At 72.8% G+C, this 22,264-nt stretch carries 17 protein-coding genes; 2 read left to right on the plus strand and 15 right to left on the minus strand.

Going from position 1 to position 22,264, the window contains the following annotated elements; genetic code table 11:
- The first annotated feature begins 38 nt into the window (after nucleotides 1-38).
- Complete coding sequence (locus AB0G10_RS27805) at nucleotides 39-1,154, plus strand: hypothetical protein (RefSeq protein WP_360927736.1); 1,116 nt, start codon at nucleotides 39-41, stop codon at nucleotides 1,152-1,154.
- Between the two features lie 465 nt (nucleotides 1,155-1,619).
- On the opposite strand, the gene lexA is transcribed toward AB0G10_RS27805, so the two are convergent.
- The 14 genes from lexA to AB0G10_RS27875 form a co-directional block, all read right to left on the minus strand.
- Nucleotides 1,620-2,249: a transcriptional repressor LexA gene (gene lexA, locus AB0G10_RS27810; protein ID WP_360927739.1), complete on the minus strand. Its 630-nt coding sequence runs from the start codon at nucleotides 2,247-2,249 to the stop codon at nucleotides 1,620-1,622.
- A 34-nt stretch (nucleotides 2,250-2,283) separates the two neighbouring features.
- Nucleotides 2,284-3,477: an MFS transporter gene (locus AB0G10_RS27815; RefSeq protein ID WP_360927742.1), complete on the minus strand. Its 1,194-nt coding sequence runs from the start codon at nucleotides 3,475-3,477 to the stop codon at nucleotides 2,284-2,286.
- Nucleotides 3,474-4,034, minus strand: a complete 561-nt coding sequence (locus AB0G10_RS27820) for a helix-turn-helix domain-containing protein (RefSeq protein WP_360927745.1) — start codon at nucleotides 4,032-4,034, stop codon at nucleotides 3,474-3,476. Before AB0G10_RS27820 ends, AB0G10_RS27815 begins: the two co-directional genes overlap by 4 nt.
- 371 nt (nucleotides 4,035-4,405) lie before the next feature.
- The gene (locus AB0G10_RS27825) at nucleotides 4,406-4,660 is read right to left on the minus strand and encodes a hypothetical protein (protein WP_360927748.1); all 255 of its coding nucleotides are present in this window, start codon (nucleotides 4,658-4,660) and stop codon (nucleotides 4,406-4,408) included.
- Nucleotides 4,661-4,680: 20 nt separating this feature from the next.
- Nucleotides 4,681-5,916: an O-antigen ligase family protein gene (locus AB0G10_RS27830; RefSeq protein WP_360927751.1), complete on the minus strand. Its 1,236-nt coding sequence runs from the start codon at nucleotides 5,914-5,916 to the stop codon at nucleotides 4,681-4,683.
- Nucleotides 5,913-7,172, minus strand: a complete 1,260-nt coding sequence (locus AB0G10_RS27835; RefSeq protein WP_360927754.1) for a hypothetical protein — start codon at nucleotides 7,170-7,172, stop codon at nucleotides 5,913-5,915. Before AB0G10_RS27835 ends, AB0G10_RS27830 begins: the two co-directional genes overlap by 4 nt.
- The gene (locus tag AB0G10_RS27840) at nucleotides 7,169-8,476 is read right to left on the minus strand and encodes a GNAT family N-acetyltransferase (RefSeq protein WP_360927756.1); all 1,308 of its coding nucleotides are present in this window, start codon (nucleotides 8,474-8,476) and stop codon (nucleotides 7,169-7,171) included. The genes AB0G10_RS27835 and AB0G10_RS27840 overlap by 4 nt, the downstream gene beginning before the upstream one ends.
- The gene (locus tag AB0G10_RS27845) at nucleotides 8,469-9,506 is read right to left on the minus strand and encodes a DegT/DnrJ/EryC1/StrS family aminotransferase (protein WP_360927759.1); all 1,038 of its coding nucleotides are present in this window, start codon (nucleotides 9,504-9,506) and stop codon (nucleotides 8,469-8,471) included. Before AB0G10_RS27845 ends, AB0G10_RS27840 begins: the two co-directional genes overlap by 8 nt.
- Entirely contained in the window at nucleotides 9,503-10,498 is a 996-nt protein-coding gene (locus AB0G10_RS27850) for a glycosyltransferase family 2 protein (protein WP_360927762.1), read from the minus strand. The genes AB0G10_RS27845 and AB0G10_RS27850 overlap by 4 nt, the downstream gene beginning before the upstream one ends.
- A gap of 1 nt (nucleotide 10,499) precedes the next feature.
- Nucleotides 10,500-11,609, minus strand: coding sequence for a DegT/DnrJ/EryC1/StrS family aminotransferase (locus AB0G10_RS27855; RefSeq protein WP_360927765.1), 1,110 nt, complete (start codon nucleotides 11,607-11,609; stop codon nucleotides 10,500-10,502).
- Nucleotides 11,584-12,522, minus strand: a complete 939-nt coding sequence (locus AB0G10_RS27860; RefSeq protein WP_360927767.1) for a transketolase C-terminal domain-containing protein — start codon at nucleotides 12,520-12,522, stop codon at nucleotides 11,584-11,586. Before AB0G10_RS27860 ends, AB0G10_RS27855 begins: the two co-directional genes overlap by 26 nt.
- A complete protein-coding gene (locus AB0G10_RS27865; RefSeq protein WP_360927770.1) occupies nucleotides 12,523-13,329 on the minus strand; it encodes a transketolase in 807 nt (268 codons plus the stop codon).
- On the minus strand, nucleotides 13,326-14,084 hold the full coding sequence (locus AB0G10_RS27870) for a TylF/MycF/NovP-related O-methyltransferase (protein ID WP_360927773.1): 759 nt from the start codon (nucleotides 14,082-14,084) through the stop codon (nucleotides 13,326-13,328). The genes AB0G10_RS27865 and AB0G10_RS27870 overlap by 4 nt, the downstream gene beginning before the upstream one ends.
- The gene (locus tag AB0G10_RS27875) at nucleotides 14,081-15,499 is read right to left on the minus strand and encodes a polysaccharide biosynthesis tyrosine autokinase (protein ID WP_360927776.1); all 1,419 of its coding nucleotides are present in this window, start codon (nucleotides 15,497-15,499) and stop codon (nucleotides 14,081-14,083) included. Before AB0G10_RS27875 ends, AB0G10_RS27870 begins: the two co-directional genes overlap by 4 nt.
- A 143-nt stretch (nucleotides 15,500-15,642) precedes the next feature.
- On the opposite strand from AB0G10_RS27875, the gene AB0G10_RS27880 reads away from it, so the two are divergent.
- Nucleotides 15,643-17,466: a polysaccharide biosynthesis protein gene (locus AB0G10_RS27880; protein WP_360927779.1), complete on the plus strand. Its 1,824-nt coding sequence runs from the start codon at nucleotides 15,643-15,645 to the stop codon at nucleotides 17,464-17,466.
- Here the strand turns inward: AB0G10_RS27880 and AB0G10_RS27885 are convergent.
- A complete protein-coding gene (locus AB0G10_RS27885; RefSeq protein ID WP_360927782.1) occupies nucleotides 17,417-22,234 on the minus strand; it encodes a DUF4011 domain-containing protein in 4,818 nt (1,605 codons plus the stop codon). The two genes, AB0G10_RS27880 and AB0G10_RS27885, sit on opposite strands and share 50 nt — an antisense overlap.
- Nucleotides 22,235-22,264: the final 30 nt, after the last annotated feature.

Here is a 22,264-nt window from a genome sequence, read left to right on the forward strand (position 1 = left end):
TCATCGCTCACGGTGTCGGCAGTTCTTCCGATCTGCCGTTGCCACTCGATCTGGTGCTGCAGGCCGGCGCCGCGGTGGTGGTCCTGTCGTTCCTGATCTCCGCGCGGTGGCGGGTGGCTTTTCGACCGGGCGAAATGTCGGAATTGCGGCTTCACTGGCTGCGCTATCCGGTGCTCGCGCTGAGCGTCTACGTCGTCGTCAGCGCCTTCCTCGGCGCTCCCTTCGTGGCGCACGCGCTCTTCGTCTGGCTCTGGGTGGGACTGATTCCGATCAGTATCCTTTTCGGACCCGTCTGGCAGCAGATCAACCCACTCCGGACCCTCTTCACGCTGCTCCGCCTGCCGCACCGCGGGCTGCGCCCGCACCCCTCCCGCAGCGCCTGGCCGGCGGCCGCGTTCCTGCTCCTCTTCGTCTGGTTCGAACTGGCGGTGCCCCATCAGGGAGATCCGGTCGCGGTCGGATCATTCCTTCTTCTGTACGTCGTGACGCAGCTGTGGCTGGCCACCCTCCGCGGGGATTCGTGGTTCGCGCGCGGCGACTTCCTCGAGGTGTACTCGGATCTCGCCGGCCGCCTCAGCCCGATCGCGTGGAGGCCGTGGCTGTCCGGTCTCGCGGCGCCACTCCTGCCCGGTTCGGCAGCTTTCCTGGCGATCTGGTGGGCGTCGACGGTCTTCGACAGCGCCTCGGCGTCACCGTTCTGGGCGGGGCTGGTGCAGCGCACGGGCTTCCCGTCCGTCCTGGCCACACTCGCCCTGGCGCTGATCTGCGCCCTGGTCCACGCGGCCGTCCGCTGGACCGCCGGCCGCCTCGACGTGACTGCGTCGCTGATCCCGATCGCGGTCGGATACACGCTCGCCCACTACCTCTCGCTGCTGCTGGTGGAGGGGCCGCGGGGCGTGCTCCTGATGGTCCAGGAGTGGGGTCTCGCGCCGGGCGCCGAGTGGAACGTCGTCCCGTTCCCTTCAGTCATCGCCGGCTGCCAGATTGCGCTGATCCTGATCGGTCATGTGCTGGGGGTGATGGTCGCTCACGGTCAGGCCGTGGCCGACTCTCCTGACCGTCCTCTGCTGGCGACGCTCGCCGATGAGCTGCCCATGGTCCTCTTCATGATCGGCTGCACGTGGACGGGCCTGTTCCTGCTTTTCGTCCGCTGATCCGAGGTCGCGTCATCCCTCTTCTGGCGCCCGAGCCGTCGTCGGCAGGTCGGGCGCGTGGACAGCTGTGGCGTGCAGCGGGTTGGGTGTGGCTGCACGGGAGAGCGACAATTCGGGCGCGGGGGCAGCCGTGGCGTGCAGCGGGTTGGGTGTGGCTGTACGGGAGGGCGGCAATTCGGGCGCGGGGACAGCCGTGGCGTGCAGCCGGTTGGGTGTGGCTGCACGGGAGAGCGGCAATTCGGGCGCGGGGGCAGCCGTGGCGTGCAGCCGGTTGGCGTGGCTGCACCACAGAGCGGCAAATCGGGCGTGAGGACAGCCCTGCGGTACAGCCGGATGCGGCATGCGGCGGTGACCGTTCTGGGCCACCCCGTCGCCGCCGGCTCAGCGACAGTTCCGGACGGCGTCGAACTCCGGCCATGCGGGTGCGCCGGGGGCGGGTGCTTCCGACGTACGAATCAGGGGTTGTCAGAGGCGACGGATCACACAGACGACCTTGCCGAGAACCGTCGCCTCGTCGCCCGGGATGATCTGGTAAAGGGGATTGCGGGGCACCAGTTCGACCTTCGTGCCGCGGCGGCGGAGGACCTTGACCGTCGCCTCGTTCTCGATCATCGCGGCCACGATGTCGCCGTTCTCGGCCACCGGCTGCTGGCGGACCACGACGACGTCGCCGTTGCAGATGGCGGCGTCGATCATCGAGTCGCCCTTGACGTTGAGGGCGAAGAACGTGCCGTGACCGACCATGCTCGCGGAGACCGAGATGTGGTCGTCGACGTTCTGCTCGGCGAGGATCGGCGTGCCGGCCGCGATGTCGCCGAGCAGCGGGATGCTGAGGGTGTGGTCGGTGGACGCGGAGGCGGAGCGGACGTCGACGGCCCGGGAACCGTGGGGCTCGCGCCGCAGCAGGCCGTGACGCTCGAGGACCTTGAGGTGGTGCGACACCGAGGAGGGCGAGACCAGGCCGACCGCGGCGCCGATCTCCCGGACGGTGGGCGGGTAGCCGCGGTCGCGGATCGACTCGTGGATGACGGCGAGGATGCGCTCCTGCTTGGCGGTGATAGGGCGACTCGGTCCCTCACCACTGTCGATGCTCATGGCCGCACCTTACCGCATGATTAGATCAGATGTACTAACCGTGACCGGAAATGCTCGTTAGGGGGAGAGTCGAGAGACTAGTGCTGAAAAGCGCCGCGACCAGCATGATCGCGGAGAGGACCAGGATGGCCGGGATCGGGCCCGCCACGGTCAGCAGGAACCCCGCGCCGAGCGAGCCCAGCGGCATGACGCCCCAGGTCAGGGTCGCGCCGGCGCTCATCACGCGGCCGAGGAGCTCGTTCGGGACGACCAGGCTGGCGTACGTGAAGATCTGCACGTTCCAGATCGGGCCGGCGAAGGCGCACAGGGCGCCGACCGCGCCGATCGCCATCGGTCCGGGTGCGATCGTGAACAGGGGCAGGAGCGCCGCCCACACCCGGATGACGGTGCGCAGGGTGACGTGCCGGTGCAGCCGTCCCGCGGCCAGCGCGCCCGCCAGCCCGCCCGCGCTGTAGACGCCGAGCATCACGCCGATCTCCCCGGCCGTGGCGCCGCGCTGCTGCGCCAGCACCACGATGACCAGGATCAGCGCCTGGAACACCAGGTTGCTCGTCGCGATCAGCGCGAGCGCCGTCCGCACGAACCGGTGCCGCCACATCCAGCGCAGCCCGGTGACCGCCGCCCGCCACACCGGCTCGGCCGGTTCCGTCGCCGGTTCCTGCAGGTCGCGCCGGAGAAGCAGCAGGCTCGCCGCGGCGATCAGGTAGGAGATCCCGTCGACGAGGAACGGCAGCGCCCGATCGACGCCGAAGAGCATTCCGCCGAGCGGCGGTCCGGCCAGCGAGGTGCCGCGGCTGCGGGCTTCGTTGTGGGCGATGGCGACGGGTACGAGGGGAGCATCCACCACCCGCGGCAGGGCGGCCCGTTCGGCGAGTCCGAAGAAGACGAAACACAGTCCCTGCACGAACACGACGAGACAGAGCTGGGCCGTCGACAGCAGTCCCGACCAGATCGCGAGCGGTACGGTGAGCAGGCCGGCCCCGGCCACGACCTCGCTGACCAGCAGAATCCGCCGCCGGTTCCAGCGGTCCACGAGCGGCCCGGCCGGCAGGTTCGCGATCAGGTGCGGGAGGCTTCCGGCCGCGCCCACCAGCCCCGCCTCGGCGGGACTGCCGGTGGTCGAGAGCACGAGCAGCGGGGTGGCGGTCGCGCTGATCTGGGCGCCGAGGCCGGAGATCGCCTGGCTGGTCCAGAGGAGGGTGAAGTCCCGGTTGCGCCAGAGCGTCACGGGTTCTCCCCGGGCGTCGGGAACGCGTGGAACAGCACCGTGATCTGCCGGCTCCCGGGGGTGGCCGGCCGCTGCCACCTGCCGAGGAACGCCTGATACTCCTCGCCGAACCGCCTCAGCTCCTCCGCCGTCAGCGTCGTCGCCCCGAACGAGTGCTCGGCCGCCGTCGCGAACTCCCCGTACGCCTCCCGGTTCGTCAGATAGGCGGTGAGGTCCCGATCAGCCCGCTCCAGCCACTGCCGGCCAATCTCGTTCACGACAGCGGTGATGTCCGGATCGTCGAGCTCCCGCGGCAGCCGCAGGTCCTGAGGCACGAACCTCCAATACTTCCGCCGCCCCGCCGACCGCTCCGAATCCTCTTCGATGAAGCCGTACCGCGCGAGTTGCCGCAGGTGATAGCTGGTAGCCCCCCGGTCGGCCCCGAACTCCACGGCCAGATCGGCCGAGGTGGCCGGCCCCTGCCGCTGGAGCCGCGTCAGCATCCGCTGGCGGAGCGGATGAGCGAACGCCTTGAGAGTGTCGATGTCCGAAAGCAGCCGTGGTCGCAGATCGTCCATGAATGAGAATCTATCGATGCAAAGAGGTCTTCTCAATCCTTCGGTAAGTTTTATTTCCAATTTCTTGGTGCCTGTGTACGTCGCCGGCGCCGTTCCGCTGCCGTGACCGTCCCCGGCTCGGGCGGGCGCATGGCTGGCACGGTCGCTGCCCCGCGGCGCATGGGTGGCACGATCACCGCCGCATGCCGCATCCGGCTGTACCGCAGGGCTGCCCTCGCGCCCGAATTGTCGCCCTGTGGTGCAGCCAAGCCACCCCAAGCCACGCCGCGCCGCGCCGCGCCGGCTGCAGCCCATTGCTCTCCGGCTATCTCTGCGGCAGTGCCACCCGCCACAGCCGTGGACCGCAGCCGCACCCCCCCCGATGCGATCGGTCACTCGGAGGGTCCGACATGGGCATAGACCCAGCCCGCGGCCGCCGCCGGAGAGCGGACCGCCTCGTAGGTGTGCCACGTCCGGCCGGCCGCTCCTCCGCGGGCCCGGAATCGCGGCGGAGGTGCCTGGTCCCGGTCGAGTTCGACGATTCGGATCCGGCCGTCGAAGGGGCCTCCGCTGAGGAGGATGCCGACCGACCCGCCGACGACTTCGCCCGCGAGCCGGCGTCGGATCGTCTCCCGGTGCCCGGCCATGGACACCAGCGAATCACGGATCAGGTCGGTACCCGGGACCGGGGATGGCTGATCTTGTCGTCGGCGGGGACGCCGGGCGGGCGGCTGGGGCGGACCGCCGCCAGCACCAGCATGATCCACATGATGCGGGCGTCGAAGTAGTCGCCGGAGAAGAGGCAGCTCGCGCCGATGAAGATGCCGCAGTAGGAGGCTGCCCGGGCCTCCAGGCTGCGTTCGGCGCGTGGCGCCCGGATGTAGGCGTGCCACAACCCGAGCCACGCCAGCCCGAGCAGGGCGAGACCCACGAAACCGCCCTCGGCCGCGACCGACAGCGGGAGGTTGTGGACGTACCGTTCGCCCTCGCCGAGGTTGGCGATCGCGTGGAAGCCGTTGATCCCCGTACCGAAGAGGGGTCTTTGCCAGAAGAGCCGGAGCGCCCAGGCGAAGAGCACGTCGCGGTCGGAGGTGTAGCCCTGGCCGACGGTGGCCTCGACGAACCGGGTCTGGACGAAGCCGGCGATGACCGGGCCGGCCGTGAGCGCCACCATGATGGAGAGGACGACCAGGAAGCCGAGGGGTTTCGCGATCGTGTTCCAGCGGAGCTTCGGGCGGATCGCGAGGAGCGCGACGGCGCCGGTGATGCCGAGGGCCGCCATGCCGCCGCGGGAGCCGGAGGCGAGGGCGCCGAACATGAAGGCCGGGATCGGCGCCAGCCAGTAGATCTTCTGCCCGCTGCGGACGTAGAGGTAGAGCGAGGTGATGCAGCCCAGGATCATGATGCGTACGAAGACGTTGGGGCCACCGCCGAGAGCGGCCCACCGCCCGTTGGAGGCGTGGCCGCGCCCGGACGCCGCGGCGAGGAAGTAGATCCAGGCGGCGCCGTGGAAGAGGTGCAGGGTCATCCGGGTGATGTGGTCGCGGTCCCAGCGGGCCAGGAAGTAGTAGACGAGGATCAGGAACGCGGTGGCGGCCAGGTCGCCGATCATCGGCCCGGTGACGGCGTTGGACGGCGCCCACGAGGCCGAGAGGATCTGGTATCCGAGCAGGCCGAAGATGGGCAGGACCGCGTATCCGCCGGCCGCCGCGGTCCGGCCGAGCCGGTGCGACTCCAGCAGCAGGCACATGATCAGCAGCAGGTAGAGCAGGACCCGGACGTCGTTGATGACCGGCACGTCGAGGCCGAGCCGGGTCAGCGTGAACCGGCCGGCGAGGGTGGCGACGAAGGCGAGGACGACGACGCCGCCGGGGTGCGGCCGGGGATCGCCCAGCGTGGTCATGACAGGGCTCGCACCACGAGACGCTCGGAGCGGAATCCGAGCACCGACGCGGCGACGCAGAGCGCCAGCACCCCGGCGTGCGCCGGCGGCAGCACCAGTTCGGCGAGGTGGGTGACCGCCACCTGGAGGACCAGGCAGCCGAGCAGCAGGCGGCTGATCACCGGCCGGTCGAGCAGGGCGTCCAGGGTGGGCCGGGCCGCGTAGAACATGGCGAGCGGGATCGCCGAGAGCACGCCGAGCCGGAGGATGGGCGCGGCCGCGGCGAACGACGGGCCGAGGAAGCCGGCGACCAGCGCCTCGGAGAAGAGCGAGAAGATCAGGGTGGCCGCGGCGGCCAGCAGCGCCGCGTAGAACGGCAGCCGGACCAGCAGCTTCCGGGTGGTTCCGCCGCCGTCCGCGGGGGCCAGGTGGAAGAAGCGGGAGAGCCGGGGGAGCAGCACCGGCGTGAGCGTTCCGAAGATCGAGCAGATCAGGGTGACGGCCGAGGTGGCGAAGCCGACGTAGCCCGCCTCGGGGCCGCCCGGCGACGCCACCGCCACGGCGAAGGTGGGATAGGTGAAGAGGGCCGGCAGCGCCAGGTCGCCGGGGAGGCGCTTCACCCCGTACGCGATCAGGGAGCGCAGGCGGATCGCCTGGCCGGCGCCCTCCTCGACGCCCGGGGAATGACGCACGGTGAGCGTCCCCCACGCCGCCACCACCGTCATGCCCGCGCCCTGGAGGATCAGGAAGTCCTCGACGCGGTCCGCGAGCGAGAAGACCAGGACCGGGATGAGACCGAAACCGACCGCGGCGATGGTGTTCGCGCGGGCCACCTGGTGAGTGCCGCGGAGGGCCGCCACCGCCATCGTGCAGAGGCAGTTGCCGACCAGCATGATCATGATGGCGGCGACCGCGCCGGTGCCGCCGTGCAGGCCGAGAAGCGAGCTGAGGTGGGGTCCGAGGGCGATGCCGAGGAGCGTGAGCCCGACCGCGACGCCCGCCTGGACGAGGAAGGCGCGGAGAGCGAGCCGTTCCGAGCCGGCGCTGGCCCGGGGCAGATAGCGATGGAGGCCCTGACCCATTCCTATCATCGCGAGCGGCTGGAAGAGGCTCACCACCCCGCGGGCGATCTGGTAGTAGGCGAAGCCGGCCACGCCACCACGGCGAGCGACGAGGTAGAAGAGGAAGAGACCGATCCCGAGCACGAACCACTGCGCCAGGAGGGTGGCGGCGTAGTCGCGCCGCACCGCATCGGGGACCGCCCGGATCAGTCTCAACGCCGCACGTGCGCGAGGTCGAGCGGGACCTCGCGCTGCAAGAGCTCGGTGGTGCGCCGGTAACCGATCAGGGCGAGCGCGGTCAGCCCGAGGATCTTCAGGTCGGTGCCGAGCCCGCGGTTCTCCACGTAGGCGAGGCCGAGCGCGATCTTGCCGGGCCGGATCAGGTCGTCGTAGGCCCGGTCGACGTCCTCGTGGCCGGCCAGGATCGCCCCCTCGTCGTGGAAGACGATCGACGCCCAGTCGGTCACGCCCGGCCGCACGTCCAGCAGCCGCATCTCCTCGGCGGTGTAGCGCCGCACGTCGGAGGGCACCTGTGGGCGCGGCCCGACCAGGCTCATCTCGCCGATCAGCACGTTCCACATCTGCGGCAGCTCGTCGAGCTTCCACCGGCGCAGGGTCCGGCCGACAGCGGTGAGCCGCGGGTCGTCGTCGGCCGTCGAGGGGCCGCCGAGCCGGGCCGCGTCGATCACCATGCTGCGGAACTTGAGCATCGCGAACGGCTTGCCGTAGCGGCCGATCCGGGTGCCCTTGTAGAAGATCGGGCCGCCGTCCTCCCGCTTGATCCGCCAGGCCACCAGCAGCGCGGCCGGCGAGGTCACGGTGAGCACGGCGGTGGCGACCGCGACGTCCATCGCTCGCTTGACCGTGTCATAGCGTGCGTCACTCATCTTCGGAGCGTAATCAGCATCACCGAGCTTATGGACATAAATCCGGCTTTGTGTTCCGCGGTGGATCGCGGTCCGCCCGTGCAGCACGCTCCCGGCCCTCTCGTAGAAGCCGTGCGCCCGCCGCTGCTCCTCCCCGGTCACGATCTTGACGGCCGGCACGCCGCGATCGGCGTACCAGCGCATCAGATGCTCGAACAGCCGCGCCGCCACCCCCCGCCCGCGCATCGCCGGCCGCACCACGAAGTTGAGGATCTCCGCGCGCGGCAGGGCGCCTTCCGGCGCCGCCGGATAGGTGAGCGTTTCGACCATCCGCCAGGCGCGGGCCGGGTGCATCAGCCGCGGCACGATCATGGGTACGGCGGCAGCCCACCGGCGACGGGCGAACTCCGCGAACAGGGCCGAGGTGTCCACCGCTCCGCAGATGTAGCCCAGGGGCTCGCCGGTGTCCGCGTCCTCGGCGAGGAGCACGGCGCTGAGCCGGCTCGCCGCGGCGTGCCGGTAGAGCAGGCGCAGGACCGGCTCGCCGAGCGAGGAGAGGAACCCGTCCGGCACCTCGTCGACGTGCATCCGGGCGATCGCGGCGACCTGCTGCTCGGTGAAGGGCCCGCCGGAGATCCTGAACCGGTCAGGCATCGGTCTTCGCCTCGATCCTCGCCAGCAGGGACAGGGCGCGGTCCAGGTCGGCGGGGCGGGTGCCGGGGCGTACCGGGAGGGTGACCACGTGGGCGGCGGCCCACTCGGCGTTCGGACAGCTGCCCGCGGTGTATCCGGCCGCCGCGAGGTCGTCCCCGGCCAGCGGGTGCACCGGCGTGGCGAACCAGTCGCCGGCCTCGACGCCGGCCAGCGCGGCCTCGCGGAGCACGCGCTCCTTGTCGCCGACCACCACCGGGATCCGGTGCGGGACGTAGCCGATGTCCCGGCCGGTGACCCGGCGGCGGCCGGTCGCCCGGGCCCGGCCCGCGGCGACCCGGGACGGCAGGCGCCATCGGGTGCCCCGGCTCATCCGCCACCCGTACTCCGGGCTGTTCATCGGATCGGGGGAGTAGGAACCGGTGACCATGCCGAGGCCGGCCAGCCGCCGGTAGAGCGAGCGCAGCCGCCAGAGCACCCCGGTCCCGGCGGCGACCCGGTACGCGAGGTACTCGGCCGCCATGACCGCCTCCCGGGCCGGCGGCGGCGCGGTGTACCGGCGGTAGCGGGCGCGCATCTCGGCGGCCAGCCCGGCGTCGTGCACCACCGCGCTCCCGCCGACCCCGGCGACGACCGGCTTGCCCCACTCGAACGACCAGAACGAGGCGACCGAGCCGCTTCGCGCGACGGTGCCCGGGGTCATGTGCGCGCAGTCCTCGACGATCGGGACGCCCGCCGTCCGGCCGATCGCGAGGATCTCCGGCATCGGGGCCGGGATCCCGAACGTGTGCTGCACGATCACCGCCCGGGTGCGCGGCGTGAGCAGCCCGGCCAGCCCGGCCGGGTCGATGCCGAAGGTGTCCCGGGAGATGTCGGCGAAGACCGGGCGCACGCCGAGGCGCAGCAGCGGCTCCACCACGGCGGCGCAGGTGTAGGACTGGACCACGATCTCGTCGCCCGGCCCGGCCCCGAGCCCCTCGAGGATCGCGTGCAGGGCCACCCGGCCGCGGTAGTAGTGCAGGACGTCGCTCATTTCCGCTCCAGGGCGCCTTTCAGGGAGCCCACGCCGTAGATCACGTGGGTGGCGAGGAAGACCGCCGGCATCGCCGCGGCCAGGCCGGGGTCGCGGTGCCGGCGGGCGAGCCGGGCCGCGAAGGTGAGGGCCGTGAGCCCGTAGGCGGCGGCCACCGCGCCGGTCGCGCGCCGGGCCGTGCGGCTCACCGGGGCTGCCGCGGCGCCGGCCGCGAGGGCGACGACGAACCCCATCGGTACGACGTTGCGCCACGAGCCGATCCAGCGGCCCACCATGCGGCTGGCCTTGAACGGCCAGTATCCGGCCTCGAAGGTCCACGAGCAGAACTCGCGGAGGTCGCTGCGGGCGTAGTACGTACAGGTGATCTCCGGGAGCAGCAGGATGTTGCCGCCGGCGGCGCGCAGCCGCTGGTTGAACTCGCGGTCCTGGGCCCGGGTGAGCTGCTCGTCGAAGAGCCCGATCCGGTCGAAGACCGACTTGCGGTAGCAGCCGCCGAAGACCGTGTCGACCCACTGCGGCTGGGCCACGCCGACCCGGTACTTCGAGTTCCCGGCGCCGAAGACGCTGGTCGTGGAGAGCGCGATGGCCCGGCCGAGCAGGGTGTCGTCGCGGGCCCGGGAGACCCGCACCCCGCCCACGTTGTCGGCCTGCGGGTGCTCGATCAGGCCGCGGACGCAGTTCTCCAAATAGTCCGGCGGGTATTCGGCGTGCACGTCGAGCCGGACGATCACGTCGCCCCTGGCCTGCCTGATGCCGAGGTTCAGCGCGGCCGGCTTGCTGTGCCCCGGGTTGTCGACGAGGACGAGCCGGGTGTCGCGGACCGCGTACCGGCGGGCGATCTCCCGGGTGCCGTCCTCGCTCATCCCGTCGACGAGCAGCACCTCCATCCGGTCCGCCGGGTAGGAGTTGCCGAGCACCGAGTCGAGGAACGGGCCGATGAACCGGGCCTCGTTCCAGCACGGGATGACGACGCTGAGGAAGGGGAGGTTCACGTCATGCCCCGAAGAATCGTCGTACGCTGTCCGCCACGTGGTCGATCTGCCAGTCCTCCAGCTCGACGTGCATCGGCAGCGACAGCACCTGCTCGCAGAGTTCCTCGGTGCGCGGCAGATACCAGTGCTCGAGGCCGAGCCCGCGCTGGTGGTGCATCGGGATCGGCCAGGAGATCAGGGTCTCGATGCCGTCGGCGCGCAGGTGCTCGGCGAGCCGGTCCCGCTCGGCCGTGGTGACCGGGTAGTTCTGGTAGACGTCGCGGCGCCGCGGGTCGGCGTCCGGGCCGACCGGGATCCGCAGGCCGCCGACGTCCCGGAGCCGTTCGTCGTAGCGGCGGGCCAGCTCCCGGCGGCGCTCGATCCAGCCGGGCAGCCGCGCCAGCCGGTAGTCGAGGATGGCGGCCTGCAGGTTGTCGAGCCGGCAGTTGTAGCCCCAGCCGTCGATCTCGGCCTTCTGCACCCGGCCGTGGTCGCGCAGCCGCAGCAGCCGGTTCGCCAGGTCGTGGTCGTCGGTGAGCACGGCGCCGCCGTCGCCGAGCGCGCCGAGCAGCTTCGCCGGGTAGAAGGAATACGTGCTGGCCAGGCCGAAGGTGCCGGCGGTCCGGCCGTCGAAGGTGGCGCCGAGGGCCTGCGCGGCGTCCTCCAGGACCACGGCGCCCACCGACGCGGCGGCCTCGCCGACCGCGTGCATGTCGACGGTCCGGCCGTTCAGGTGCACCGGGATGATCACCTTGGTCCGCTCGGTGATCGCCCCGGCCAGCTGCGACGTGTCCATCAGGTGGTCCGGGCCGATGTCGACGAAGACCGGCTTCGCGCCGCGCAGCACGAACGGCGAGACCGTCGCGATGAACGTGTGCGCCACGCTCACCACCTCGTCGCCCGGCCCGATGTCCAGGGCGTGCGCGAGCAGCCGCAGGCCGTCGGTGCAGTTGCTCACCCCGACGCCGCGGGCCGAGTGGTTGAACGCGGCCAGGTGCTCCTCGAAGTCGTGCAGCTGGTGCCGCAGCATGAGGTCGCCCCGGGCGATGGTGTCCTCGATGATCGGCAGCAGCTCGGCCCGCTGCCGCCGCCACTGCTCGGGGTAGTCAACGAATCTGACTCGCCAGTCCACGGTTCGCCTCCAGGTGGTTGCGGACGCGCCGGACGATCGACTCGGCGTCCAGCTCGAACGCGGCGCGAAGGTACTGCTGATCCCCGACGACCGACGACGACTGCGCCGGCAGGGCGATCCGGAGCAGCGGGACCGCGGCGGCCGTCTCGGCGAGCACCTCGGCGACCGCGCTGCCCAGGCCGCCCACGACCGAGTGCTCCTCGACCGTGACGATCGCCCGGTACCGCGACGCCGCGTCCCGGACCGCCGCCGTGTCGAAGGGGTCCAGCCAGGGGAAGGACCGGACGTCCGCGTCGAGCCGCTCGGCGGCCCGGCAGACCTCGTCGAGGATGGCGCCGGTCGAGCAGAGCAGCACCTCGCTCTCGCTGCTGCTCCGGGCCAGGATCGACGTCCCGCGCGGCGCCGTGACCCCGGCCCGGTGCACGGCCGGCTCGCCGGTCTTGCCGAGCCGCAGGTACGCCGGCCCGCCCCCGGCGAGCAGATCGGCGAGCACGGCGTCCACCTCGGCCGGGTCGCCGGGCGCCGCGACCGCCATCCCGGGCAGGGCCCGCATGATCGCCAGGTCCTCGGTGGCGTGGTGCGACATGCCGAGCGCCCCGTACGCGAGCCCGCCGCCGACCGCCACCACCGTCACGTCGGCGTGGTGGTAGCAGATGTCGTTGCGGATCTGCTCGAGGCAGCGCAGCGTCGGGAAGTTCGCGATCGAGTAGGTGAAGACCCGCCCGCCGCCGAGCGCGATCCCGGCGGCCAGCCCGGCCATGTTCTGCTCGGCCACCCCGCAGTTGACGAACTGGCCGGGCCGGGCCGCGGCGAACTCGTCCACCGCACCGAACCCGAGGTCGGCGGTGACCAGCACGAGGTCGGGGTCGACGAGCGCGGCGGTCAGCAGGCCGGCGAAGAAGCGGTTCCTCATCTACGCGCCCACCTCGGCCAGGGCCCGCTCGAGCTCCTCGGCGGACGCGTGCCGGTAGTGCCAGAGCACCCGGTTCTCCATGAACGAGACGCCCTTGCCCTTGACCGTGTGCGCGAGCACGCAGCGCGGCCGGCCCGGCTCGGCGGTCCGGGGCACCCGCAGCGCCGTGACCAGCGCGGCGTGGTCGTGCCCGTCCACCTCGGCGACGTCCCAGCCGAACGCGCGCCACTTCGCCGCGAACGGCTCGAGGGTCAGCGTCTCGTCGGTGGTGCCGAGCGACTGCATCCGGTTGTAGTCGACGATCGCGACGAGGCTCGCCAGCTCGTGGTGCCCGGCGAACATGGCCGCCTCCCAGACGCTGCCCTCGTCGCACTCGCCGTCGCCGAGCAGCACGTAGGTGCGCCAGGACCGGCCGGTCTGCCGGGCCCGCCAGGCCAGGCCGGCGCCGACCGGCAGGCCGTGGCCGAGCGAGCCGGTGGAGAACTCGACGCCCGGGATGCCGACGTGGCTCACGTGCCCGGACAGGTAGGAGCCGTTCTGGTAGTGCCGGTGCAGCACCGCGGTGTCGAAGAAGCCGCGCTCGGCGAGGACCGCGTAGAGGGCCGCGCCGGCGTGCCCCTTGCTCATGATCACGCGGTCCCGGTCCGGCCAGTCCGGGTGCTCCGGGTCGGCCTGGAGCACGTCGGCGTAGAGCACGGCGAGCAGGTCGGCGCAGGAGAGCGCGGAGCCGACGTGCGAGCTGCGGCCGCTGCTGGTCATCCGCAGGACGTGGGCCCGTACCGCGCGGGCGAGGTCGGCCGAGGTCATCGGATCACCGCGTAGCCGATGTACGGATCGAACTCGAACCGCCGCAGCTCGAGGTGGTTCAGCCCGATCTCGTCCAGCACGGCCGAGGTCTCGCCGGGCCAGAGCGGGTTGTCCAGCTCGTCGAAGGCGAGCACGGCGCCGCGCGGCATCCGGGGGACGAAGTGCCGCAGCGCCGCCACGGTCGGCTCGTACAGGTCCAGGTCGAGGAAGAGCAGGCTCACCACGAGGTGCGGGTTCTCCTCGACGAACGCCGGGACGGTCGCGGTGACGTCCCCCTTGATCAGCCGGGCCTTCGGCAGGTGGCCGAGGAACCGGTCGTTGTCGTAGACCTCGAGCAGCCGGTTCAGCTCGTCGTAGCTGTTCGCGGCGAGGTCGCCGGGCCGGGCCTCGGTGGTCTGCGGCCGGTCCTGCTCGGACACCGACGGGAAGCCGCCGAACGAGTCGAATCCGTAGATCCGCCGGGTCAGGTTGGTCGGTTCCAGGGCCGCACTGAGCTGGGCGAACGTCATGAAGCTGGCGCCCCGGAAGACGCCGCACTCGACGATCGAGCCCTTCACCGGCAGAACCAGCTTGAACAGCTCGTAGAGGGCCGCGAAGCGGGTCACCTGACCGCGCCGCAGATAGCGGGCCGCGTTCGCGAGCCGGACCGGCAGGTCGTCCGGGCTGGCCGCGAAGATCTCCGCGATCCGGCCCGGCACCTGCCGCTCGGCCTCGGTCGAGAGACTTCCCGGCGCGCCCTTCTTGACGGAGCTCATGCGGCCACCCCCACGGCCCGGTGGGACCAGAAGTTGGCCCGCCGGCGCCCGCCGCGGCGGGCCTTCGGCTCGGTCCCGCCGTACTGGTCGAAGCTCGGGAACGCGTCCGGGCCCTTGAGCGGCACCATGTTGAGCACGCAGCCGAGCAGCGTGGCGTTCACCCCGTTCAGCGCCCGGACCGCGCCGGTCACCTCGGCGCCGGTGGTCTTGGCGTAGCGGACCACCAGGACGGTCCCGTCGGCGCGGGCCGCCAGCACCTCGCCGTCGGTGACCGGCAGCAGCGGCGGGCAGTCGAAGATCACCACGTCGAAGCGGCGGCGCACCTCGTCCACCACCTCGGTCATCCGCGGCGAGCTGAGCAGCTCGCTCGGGTTGGGCGGCGACTGGCCGCCGGCGAGCAGCCAGAGGCCGGCGCCCCACGGCTGGATCACCTGCTCCACGGTGGCGCCGCCGCTGAGCACGGTGGAGAGGCCGGTCGTGGTCTCCCGGCCGAGGAACCGGGCCAGCCGGGGCCGGCGCAGCTCGGCGTCGACGACCAGGACCCGCTGGCCGGTCTCGGCGAAGAGCAGCGCCAGGCTGCACGCGGTCGCGGACCGGCCCTCGCCGGGGACCGCGCTGGTCACCGCGAGGGTCTTGAGGGAGGTCTCGGCGGCGGCCGACTGGAGCAGGGTACGGACCTGGCGCAGCGCCTCGGTCCGCGGCGAGTCGCTGGCCGACACGAACGGGCCGGCCTTCGCCGGGACCCGGCCGTCGAGCGGGATCCGGGCCAGGACCGGCGCGCTGGCGAGCGTGCGCAGGGTGTCGGCGCTGCGGACGGTGCTGTCCGCGATCTCCCGGACCACGGCCGACCCGGCGCCCATGATCAGGCCGCCCATCAGGGCGAGGGCGACGTTGTTGAGCGGCTGCGGCTCGACCGGGTCGGGTTCCAGGTGCGGGCCGTCCACCACCTCGACCTTGATCGCCGAGGTGTCCGCGGTCTCCTGCCACTCGAGCTTCTCCACGGCGTCCTTGAACATCACGGCGAGCCGCTGCGCCACGAACAGGGCCCGCTTCCGGGACGGGTCTTCCACCGTGACCTCCATCAGGACCGTGTCGGCGATCGTCTCGGAGCTGATCCGCTCGGCCATCTCCGCGGCGGTCAGGTCCACCTCCGGCAGCGCGGCGAGCGGGGCGGCGATCTCGTCGCTGGTGAGCAGTTCGGCGTACGTGGCGAGCCGGCTGGAGCTGAACATGCTGGCCGGGTAGAGCTCGGCGGCGGCCGCCATCGGGGCGGTGAAGAAGAACGTGACGCGGGCCGCGTAGACCGGGGTGGTGCGCAGGTTCACGACCATGGCGCCGGCGAGCGCGACGAGAACCCAGACCGCCAGGAGCCACCAGTGGCGCTTGGCGACGCCGAGGTAATCGCGCAGGCCCACGTCCGACCTCCCCGTCACCCTGGCTGATTGTCACGATAGGGTCCGGTTACTCCCGAAGAAGGGGTATCCGCAAGATCCGCTTTTGCGGGCAAATATGGTGATAACGTCGCGGGGACCGGCTGTTTGCTGCTGGGAGGACGACGTTGTCTCTACGCTCCTGGACCCGCAGTCACCGCCGGCTCCTCCCGGCGGCCGTGGACGCGGCCGCCTGGGTGGCCGGCCTGTTCGCCGCGGTCCTCATGCGCTACGGCGCCGACCTGGACCGGCGCCGGCTCGCCGGATTCCTGCTGGCCTCGGCCCTCGCGGTCGTGCTGCAGCTCGCGTTCGGCCACGCCCGGCACCTGTACCGGGGACGGTATCCGTACGCGAGCTTCGAGGAGGTCCGCGCCGTCGCGGTCACCGCCGCCGGCACCGCGGCCGTCCTCCTCGTGCTCGACGTGCTCTTCTCCCGCCGCCCGGTGCCCGCGCCGGCGCCCTTCGTCGGCGGCGCGGTCGCGCTCGTCCTGATGCTCGCGGTCCGCTACGCCCAGCGCGCCCGCCGGCAGCGCCGCCGCCGCCCGGACCAGCGGACCGCCATCCCGGTGCTGCTCTTCGGCGCCGGTGAGGCCGGGGCGCTGCTGCTGCGCTCGATGCTGCACGACCCGAACAGCCGTTACCTGCCGATCGGGCTGCTCGACGACGACCCGGACAAGCGCCGCCTGCACATCCTCGGCGTGCCGGTGCTGGGCGGCCGGGACGACATCCCGGCCGTGCTGGCCCGCACCGGCGCCGGCACGCTGGTCTTCGCGGTCGCCAACGCCGAGGCCGAGCTGGTCCGCGCGGTCCGGGACCGGGCCGTCGAGGCCGGCGCCGTCTTCAAGGTGGTGCCCTCGACCAGCGAGCTGATGGACCACCAGGTCGGGGTCGGCGACATCCGCGACGTGCAGGTCACCGACCTGCTCGGCCGGCACCAGATCGAGACCGACCTGCACGCCATCGCCGGGTACCTCACCGGCAAGCGGGTGCTGGTGACCGGCGCCGGCGGCTCGATCGGCTCCGAGCTGTGCCGGCAGATCTCCCGGTTCCACCCGGCCGAGCTGATGATGCTCGACCGCGACGAGAGCGCGCTGCAGGCCGTCCAGCTCTCGATCAACCCGCTGGCCAAGCTGGACGACCCCGCGGTGATCCTCGCCGACCTGCGCGACGGCGAGCGGATCCGGGAGATCTTCCGCAGGCGCCGGCCCGAGGTGGTCTTCCACGCCGCCGCGCTCAAGCACCTCGCGCTGCTCCAGAACTACCCGGCCGAGGCCCTCAAGACCAACGTCCTGGGTACGCTCAACGTCCTCGACGCGGCCGGCGAGGTGGAACGGTTCGTCAACATCTCGACCGACAAGGCCGCCGACCCGACGAGCGTCCTGGGCTACTCGAAGCGGATCACCGAGCGGCTCACCGCCTGGACCGCGAGCCGGCGGCCCGGCATGTTCCTGAGCGTCCGGTTCGGCAACGTGCTCGGCAGCCGCGGCTCGGTCTTCACGACGTTCAGCGCGCAGATCGCCGACGGCGGCCCGGTCACCGTGACCCACCCGGACGTGACCCGCTACTTCATGACCACCCAGGAGGCCGTGCACCTGGTGATCCAGGCGGCCGCGATCGGCCGGGACGGGGAGGCGCTGGTCCTGGAGATGGGCGAGCCGGTGCGGATCGCCGAGGTGGCCCGGCAGATGGTCCAGCTCGCGCACAGGCCGGTGGAGATCCGGTACACCGGGCTGCGGCCGGGGGAGAAGCTCGACGAGACCCTGTTCGGCGCGGACGAGCACGACCAGCGGCCCTTCCACCCGCTGATCTCGCACGTCGCGGTGCCGCCCCTGGAAGCGGCGCAGCTGTTCCGGATCGACCCGGGAGCCGATCCGGAACAGCTGATCACTCAGTTGCGGGATCTCACGAACTGGCGGGCGACGGCACTGCAACCAGGTTCCGCCGCTCGGTGAGCTTGGCCCGCGGGCCACCGCCGGCCATCTCCAGCGCGGCCCGCAGCCGGGCCTCCTCGCCGGCCCGGTCCCGGTACCAGGCGATCGCCCAGATCCGGTGCAGGTTCCAGCCCAGCCCGAGCAGCACCTGCTCGCTGAGCCGGTCCCGGTCCCGGGCCGCGGTGCACCCGCCGTACGCGCTGCCGTCGCACCGGATGCCGAGCAGGTATCCGGTCTCCGGCCGGTCCGGGCGCCGCACCCCGAGGTCGACCCGGCCGCCGGCCCAGCCGAGGTTCGCCTGCACCGGGTAGCCCCAGGACCGCAGCGTCTCGATGACCGACTCCTGGAACGGCCCGTCCGCGCCGTCCGGCAGCTGCGAGGAGGGCACCGGGATGTCCAGCGCGGCCGGGCCCCGCTCGGCGTAGTCGAGGTAGGAGGCGAGCAGCCGGACCCCCTCGTTGTCGGTCTCCGGCACGTCCCGGGCCAGGATCGAGGTGACGATCTCGACCCGGTAGCGGGCCCGGGTGATCGCCACGTTGAGCCGGCGCCACCCGTTCGGCCGGTTCAGCGCCCCGAAGTTCGCGCTGATCTTGCCGCCCTCGTCGAAGCCGTACCCGATCGAGAAGATCATCACGTCCCGCTCGTCGCCCTGCACCGCTTCGAGGCTCTTCACGAAGAAGCCGTGCAGCCGGTCGTCGTCGAGGATCCGCTCCAGCTCGGGGCGGCCCTGCGCGACCACCTCGACGGCCCGCTCGATCGCCTCGGCCTGCGCCACCGAGAAGGTGACGACGCCGAGCGACAGGCCGGGCCGGGTGGTGAAGTGGTGCACGATCCGCTCGGCCACCCGCTCCGCCTCGACCGGGTTGTCCCGGCCGGTGCTGCGCCGGTAGACGCCGCCGGCCGGCAGCAGCGCCACACCGGTGTCCGGGCCGCCGGTGTTCGCGCTCGGGAAGACGCTGAGCCGGCCCTGGTAGAACGCGTGGTTCGAGAACGCGATGAGCGCCTCGTGCCGGCTGCGGTAGTGCCAGTTCAGGCCGAGGCTCGCGAACGCGCCGCAGCCCTTCGCCAGCTCCAGCACCGACTCGAAGTCGAGGACCGCGAGCTCCTGCTCCGGCTCCTCGCCGGCGCCGAGGGCCCGGTCGAAGAACGACGTCGGCGGCAGCTGCCGGTCGTCGCCCGCGGTGATCAGCGCGGCGCCCCGGTAGATGCAGTTGATCGCGTCGGCCGGGGTGACCTGGGAGGCCTCGTCGAAGATGATCACGTCGAACCGGATGTCCGCGGGCAGCGACTGGCTGACCGTGAGCGGCGACATCAGGAAGCACGGCCGCAGCCCGAGGACCAGCTCCCGGGCCTGGCCGATGAGCTCCCGGACCGGCAGGTGCCGGCTCGCCTTCATGGCCTCGCGGCGCAGCAGGTCGGCGGCCGGGCTGTCGCCGTCCGGACGCCGGGAGGCGACCGACTCGGCGATGTCGGCCACCGCGGCGGCGGCCAGCCGGCCGTCCAGCGCCCGGAACTCGGCGACCAGCCGGTCCCGGTCGGCCGAGCGCCACGGCCGCAGCCGGTGGTCGGCCTGGATCACCGCGTCCGCCCAGGCCCGGTAGAGCGCCCGCTCCACGGCCGGCTGCACCTGCTCGGCGTCGAGCCGGCGGTCGGCGCAGAACTCCACGACCCCGTCCAGGCCGTGCCCGCTGAGCACGGCGCGGGCGTCCAGCGCGGAGAACCACTCCTCCTGGCCGTCCGCGTCGCCGCGGATCCGCTGGAGGAACCGCCGAGCCCGCTCGTGGTCGCCGAGCTCGGCCTCCAACTCGGTGCGGCGGCCGGTGCCGAACGCGTCGAGCACCGCCTCCCGGGCCTGCGCCCACTCCCGCGCCAGCCGGTCCAGGCCGGACACCGGGCGCAGCTCGCGCAGCGCCTTCGCCTGGGCCGGGGTGAGCGGCTGCTCGGCGCCGGTGAGCAGGCTGCGCGTGGTGGCGGCCCAGTTCACCGCGGCCGCCAGCGCCGCCTCGTCGGTCTCGCCGCCGCGGAACGCGTCCCCGAACGCCTCGGTGTACGCCGCCGCGTTGCCGGCGATCGACGCCTCCGCCTCGGCGACCTCCCGGCGCAGCGCCGCGAGCCGCTGCACCTCGGCGTGGTCCAGGGTGCGGCCGGTCGCCACGTCGTAGGCGTGCACCACGGCGGCCACCGCGGCGAGCGCCGTCGCGTTCGTCCGCAGCCACGCGAGGGCCGTGTCGATCGGGCTCTGGAACAGGTCGGTCTTCTTCGCCGAGACCGCGTCGCGGGCGTCGGTGGCGAGCCGGATCAGCTCCGGGTCCGGCTCGGGCGCGCAGACGTACGCGGCCACCGCCTGCACCGACGCCGGCGGGGCGGCCCGCAGCGCCGTCTCGACGACGCCGAGCGCCTCGTCGATCGCCGCGAAGTCGGTCCCCGGCCCCTGCCAGTACCGGCCGAGCGCGGCGCCGTACGCCGACTCCGCCGCGGTCAGGTCCTGCCGGGCCCGCTGCCAGGCCACCGCCGTCTCCAGCCGGGGCAGCGCGTCCCGCACCGCGGCGGTGGGCTGCACGAACGCCGCGATGATCCGCCGGTCGTGCCGGTACGCGCCGAGCATCTTGCGCCAGCCCCGGTGCACCCGGGCGAACCGGTCGGACAGCTCCTCGACCGGCTGGGTCAGGATCGCCTCGGAGAAGAACGGCCGGGCCCGCATCTCCGCGGCGACCAGGTTCTCCAGGGCCCGGCGCAGCGCCTGCGCCCCGGCCGCGACGGTGCCGGCCACGCCGGGACCGAACCAGAACGGCTCCGGCCGGTGCGGGCCGCGGCCCAGCTCGGCGATGGTGGCGACCCGCTCGATGTCGGCCACCTTCACGGCGTTCGGCAGGCCCATCCGCGCGGTGACCCGGTCGATGACGGCCCGGTGCCGCTCCAGGGTGTCGGCCGCCTCGAGGCACGTCTTCGCCTGCCGGTCCGCCTCGGCCGCGGTGAGCGGACCCAGGTCGGGCACCGGCGGCACCAGGCCGGACAGGTCCGGCACGACCGGCAGGGCCGCCGGGTCCGGCAGCGCCGACCAGGCCGCGCCGGCCCGCCGGGTGGCGGCCTCCCGGGCGGCCCGGACCGTGGTGAGGTCCCGGCCCAGCGCCTCGGCGGCCTGCCGTACGCCGTCCAGCGCCGGCGCCGTCAGCCACTCGTCGCGGACCTGCGCCGGCCGCTCACCGGCGTGCGCCGCGAGCCGGGCCAGCCGGGCGGCGTCCTCGGTGCCGTTCAGCCCGAACGCCTCCACCGGCGCCCGGTCGGCCTGCACGGCCCGGGTCAGCCCGGCGAGCGCCCGCTCGGCGGCGGAGAGCGCCGGGTCGAGCGGTTCCCGCCGGATCACGTCCCGCCAGGGCAGCTCGTCGCGGGCCACCACGGTGCGCCACGACGTGGCGAGCTGCCCGACCGCCTGCATGACCCGGCGGACCGACTCCGGCGTCACCGACTCCGGCTGGATCACCGGGACCGGCGCGGCCGGCGCCTCCTCCAGCCGGGCGCAGATCCCGAGCACGTGGTGCAGGCTGCGGCCGAGCGGGGTGCGGACCTCGTTCATCGCGGTGGCGTACGCGCTGAGCTGCTCCCGCCGCTCCCGGGTGCCGCGCCGGTCGGCCTGCTCCGGGCCGTCGAGCCGGGCCGGTCCGTCGTCCAGCGCGGCGGCGAGGGCGGTCGCCACCTCCTTGCGGCCGGCCTTGTGACCGTGCAGCTCGAGGACGTACCGGTCGAGGCCTGCTTCGACGAGCCGGTGGTGCACGACGTCGAGCGCCGCGGCCTTTTCCGAGACGAAGAGGACGCGCTTCCCGGCGTGCAGCAGGCCGCCGATCATGTTGGCGATCGTCTGCGACTTGCCGGTGCCGGGCGGGCCGTCCATCACGAAGCTGTGGCCGGCCACCGCCGCCGCGATGCAGGCCCGCTGCGAGGCGTCGGCGTCCAGCACCAGCGGCACGTGCTCGGGCGGGGCCACCCGGTCCACCACGGCGGGCGGGACCGGCGCGAACCGGAACGTGCCGGCCTGCCTGCCGCTGGTGGTGGCGAGCGCCTGCACGACCGGGTGCGACAGGATGCGGTCCTCGTTGACCAGCAGGTCGCGGTAGATCGCCTCCTTGTGGAAGGTGAGGCAGGAGAGCAGCACGGTCCGCTCCACGTGCCAGCCCCGGCGCCGGGACACGGCGCCCTGCAGGCCGGACCAGATCGCCGCGACGTCCGGTTCGGCGTGGCTTTCCGGCGCCGGCGGCTCCATGCCGAGGCGGCGCAGACGGATCGCGAGGGCCGGGTTCATCACGGCCTCGTCGTCGCGCAGCCGCAGCCGGGGCGGGTCGCCGGGGCCGGACGTGACCAGCTCCACCGGCAGCAGCATGATCGGGCTGGCGAACGGGTTCTCCTCCTCGTCCCGCCAGCGCAGCAGGCCGAGCACGAGGTGCAGCACGGACACGCCGCGGTCGAGGTACTCCTGGCGGGCCTTCTTCAGCATCCGGCGCAGCGCCGCGTCGAGCGCCAGCTCCGGCATCTCGGTCCGCAGCACCTCGTCGTCGCCGGCGTAGCGCTGCTGGTCGCCGCCGGTGCCGGCCAGGTGACACTCGCCGCCGCGGTGCAGCAGGCCCACCACGGTCGCGGGCTCCGGCCCGACGATCTCGACGAGGTCCGGATGGTCGGTCGGGAAGTTGATCAGCCGGTTCGTGTCGCCGAGGTCGACGAGGCTGTCCCGCCACGCGTGCAGCGCCGCCCGAACCTCGGTCCGAGCCTGTGCGGATTCGGACGGGTCATCTCTCATGCACCGATTGCAACGTAAATGAACCATTTT

This window comes from Actinoplanes sp. NPDC023714 (assembly GCF_040639855.1).
GTDB lineage: Bacteria > Actinomycetota > Actinomycetes > Mycobacteriales > Micromonosporaceae > Actinoplanes.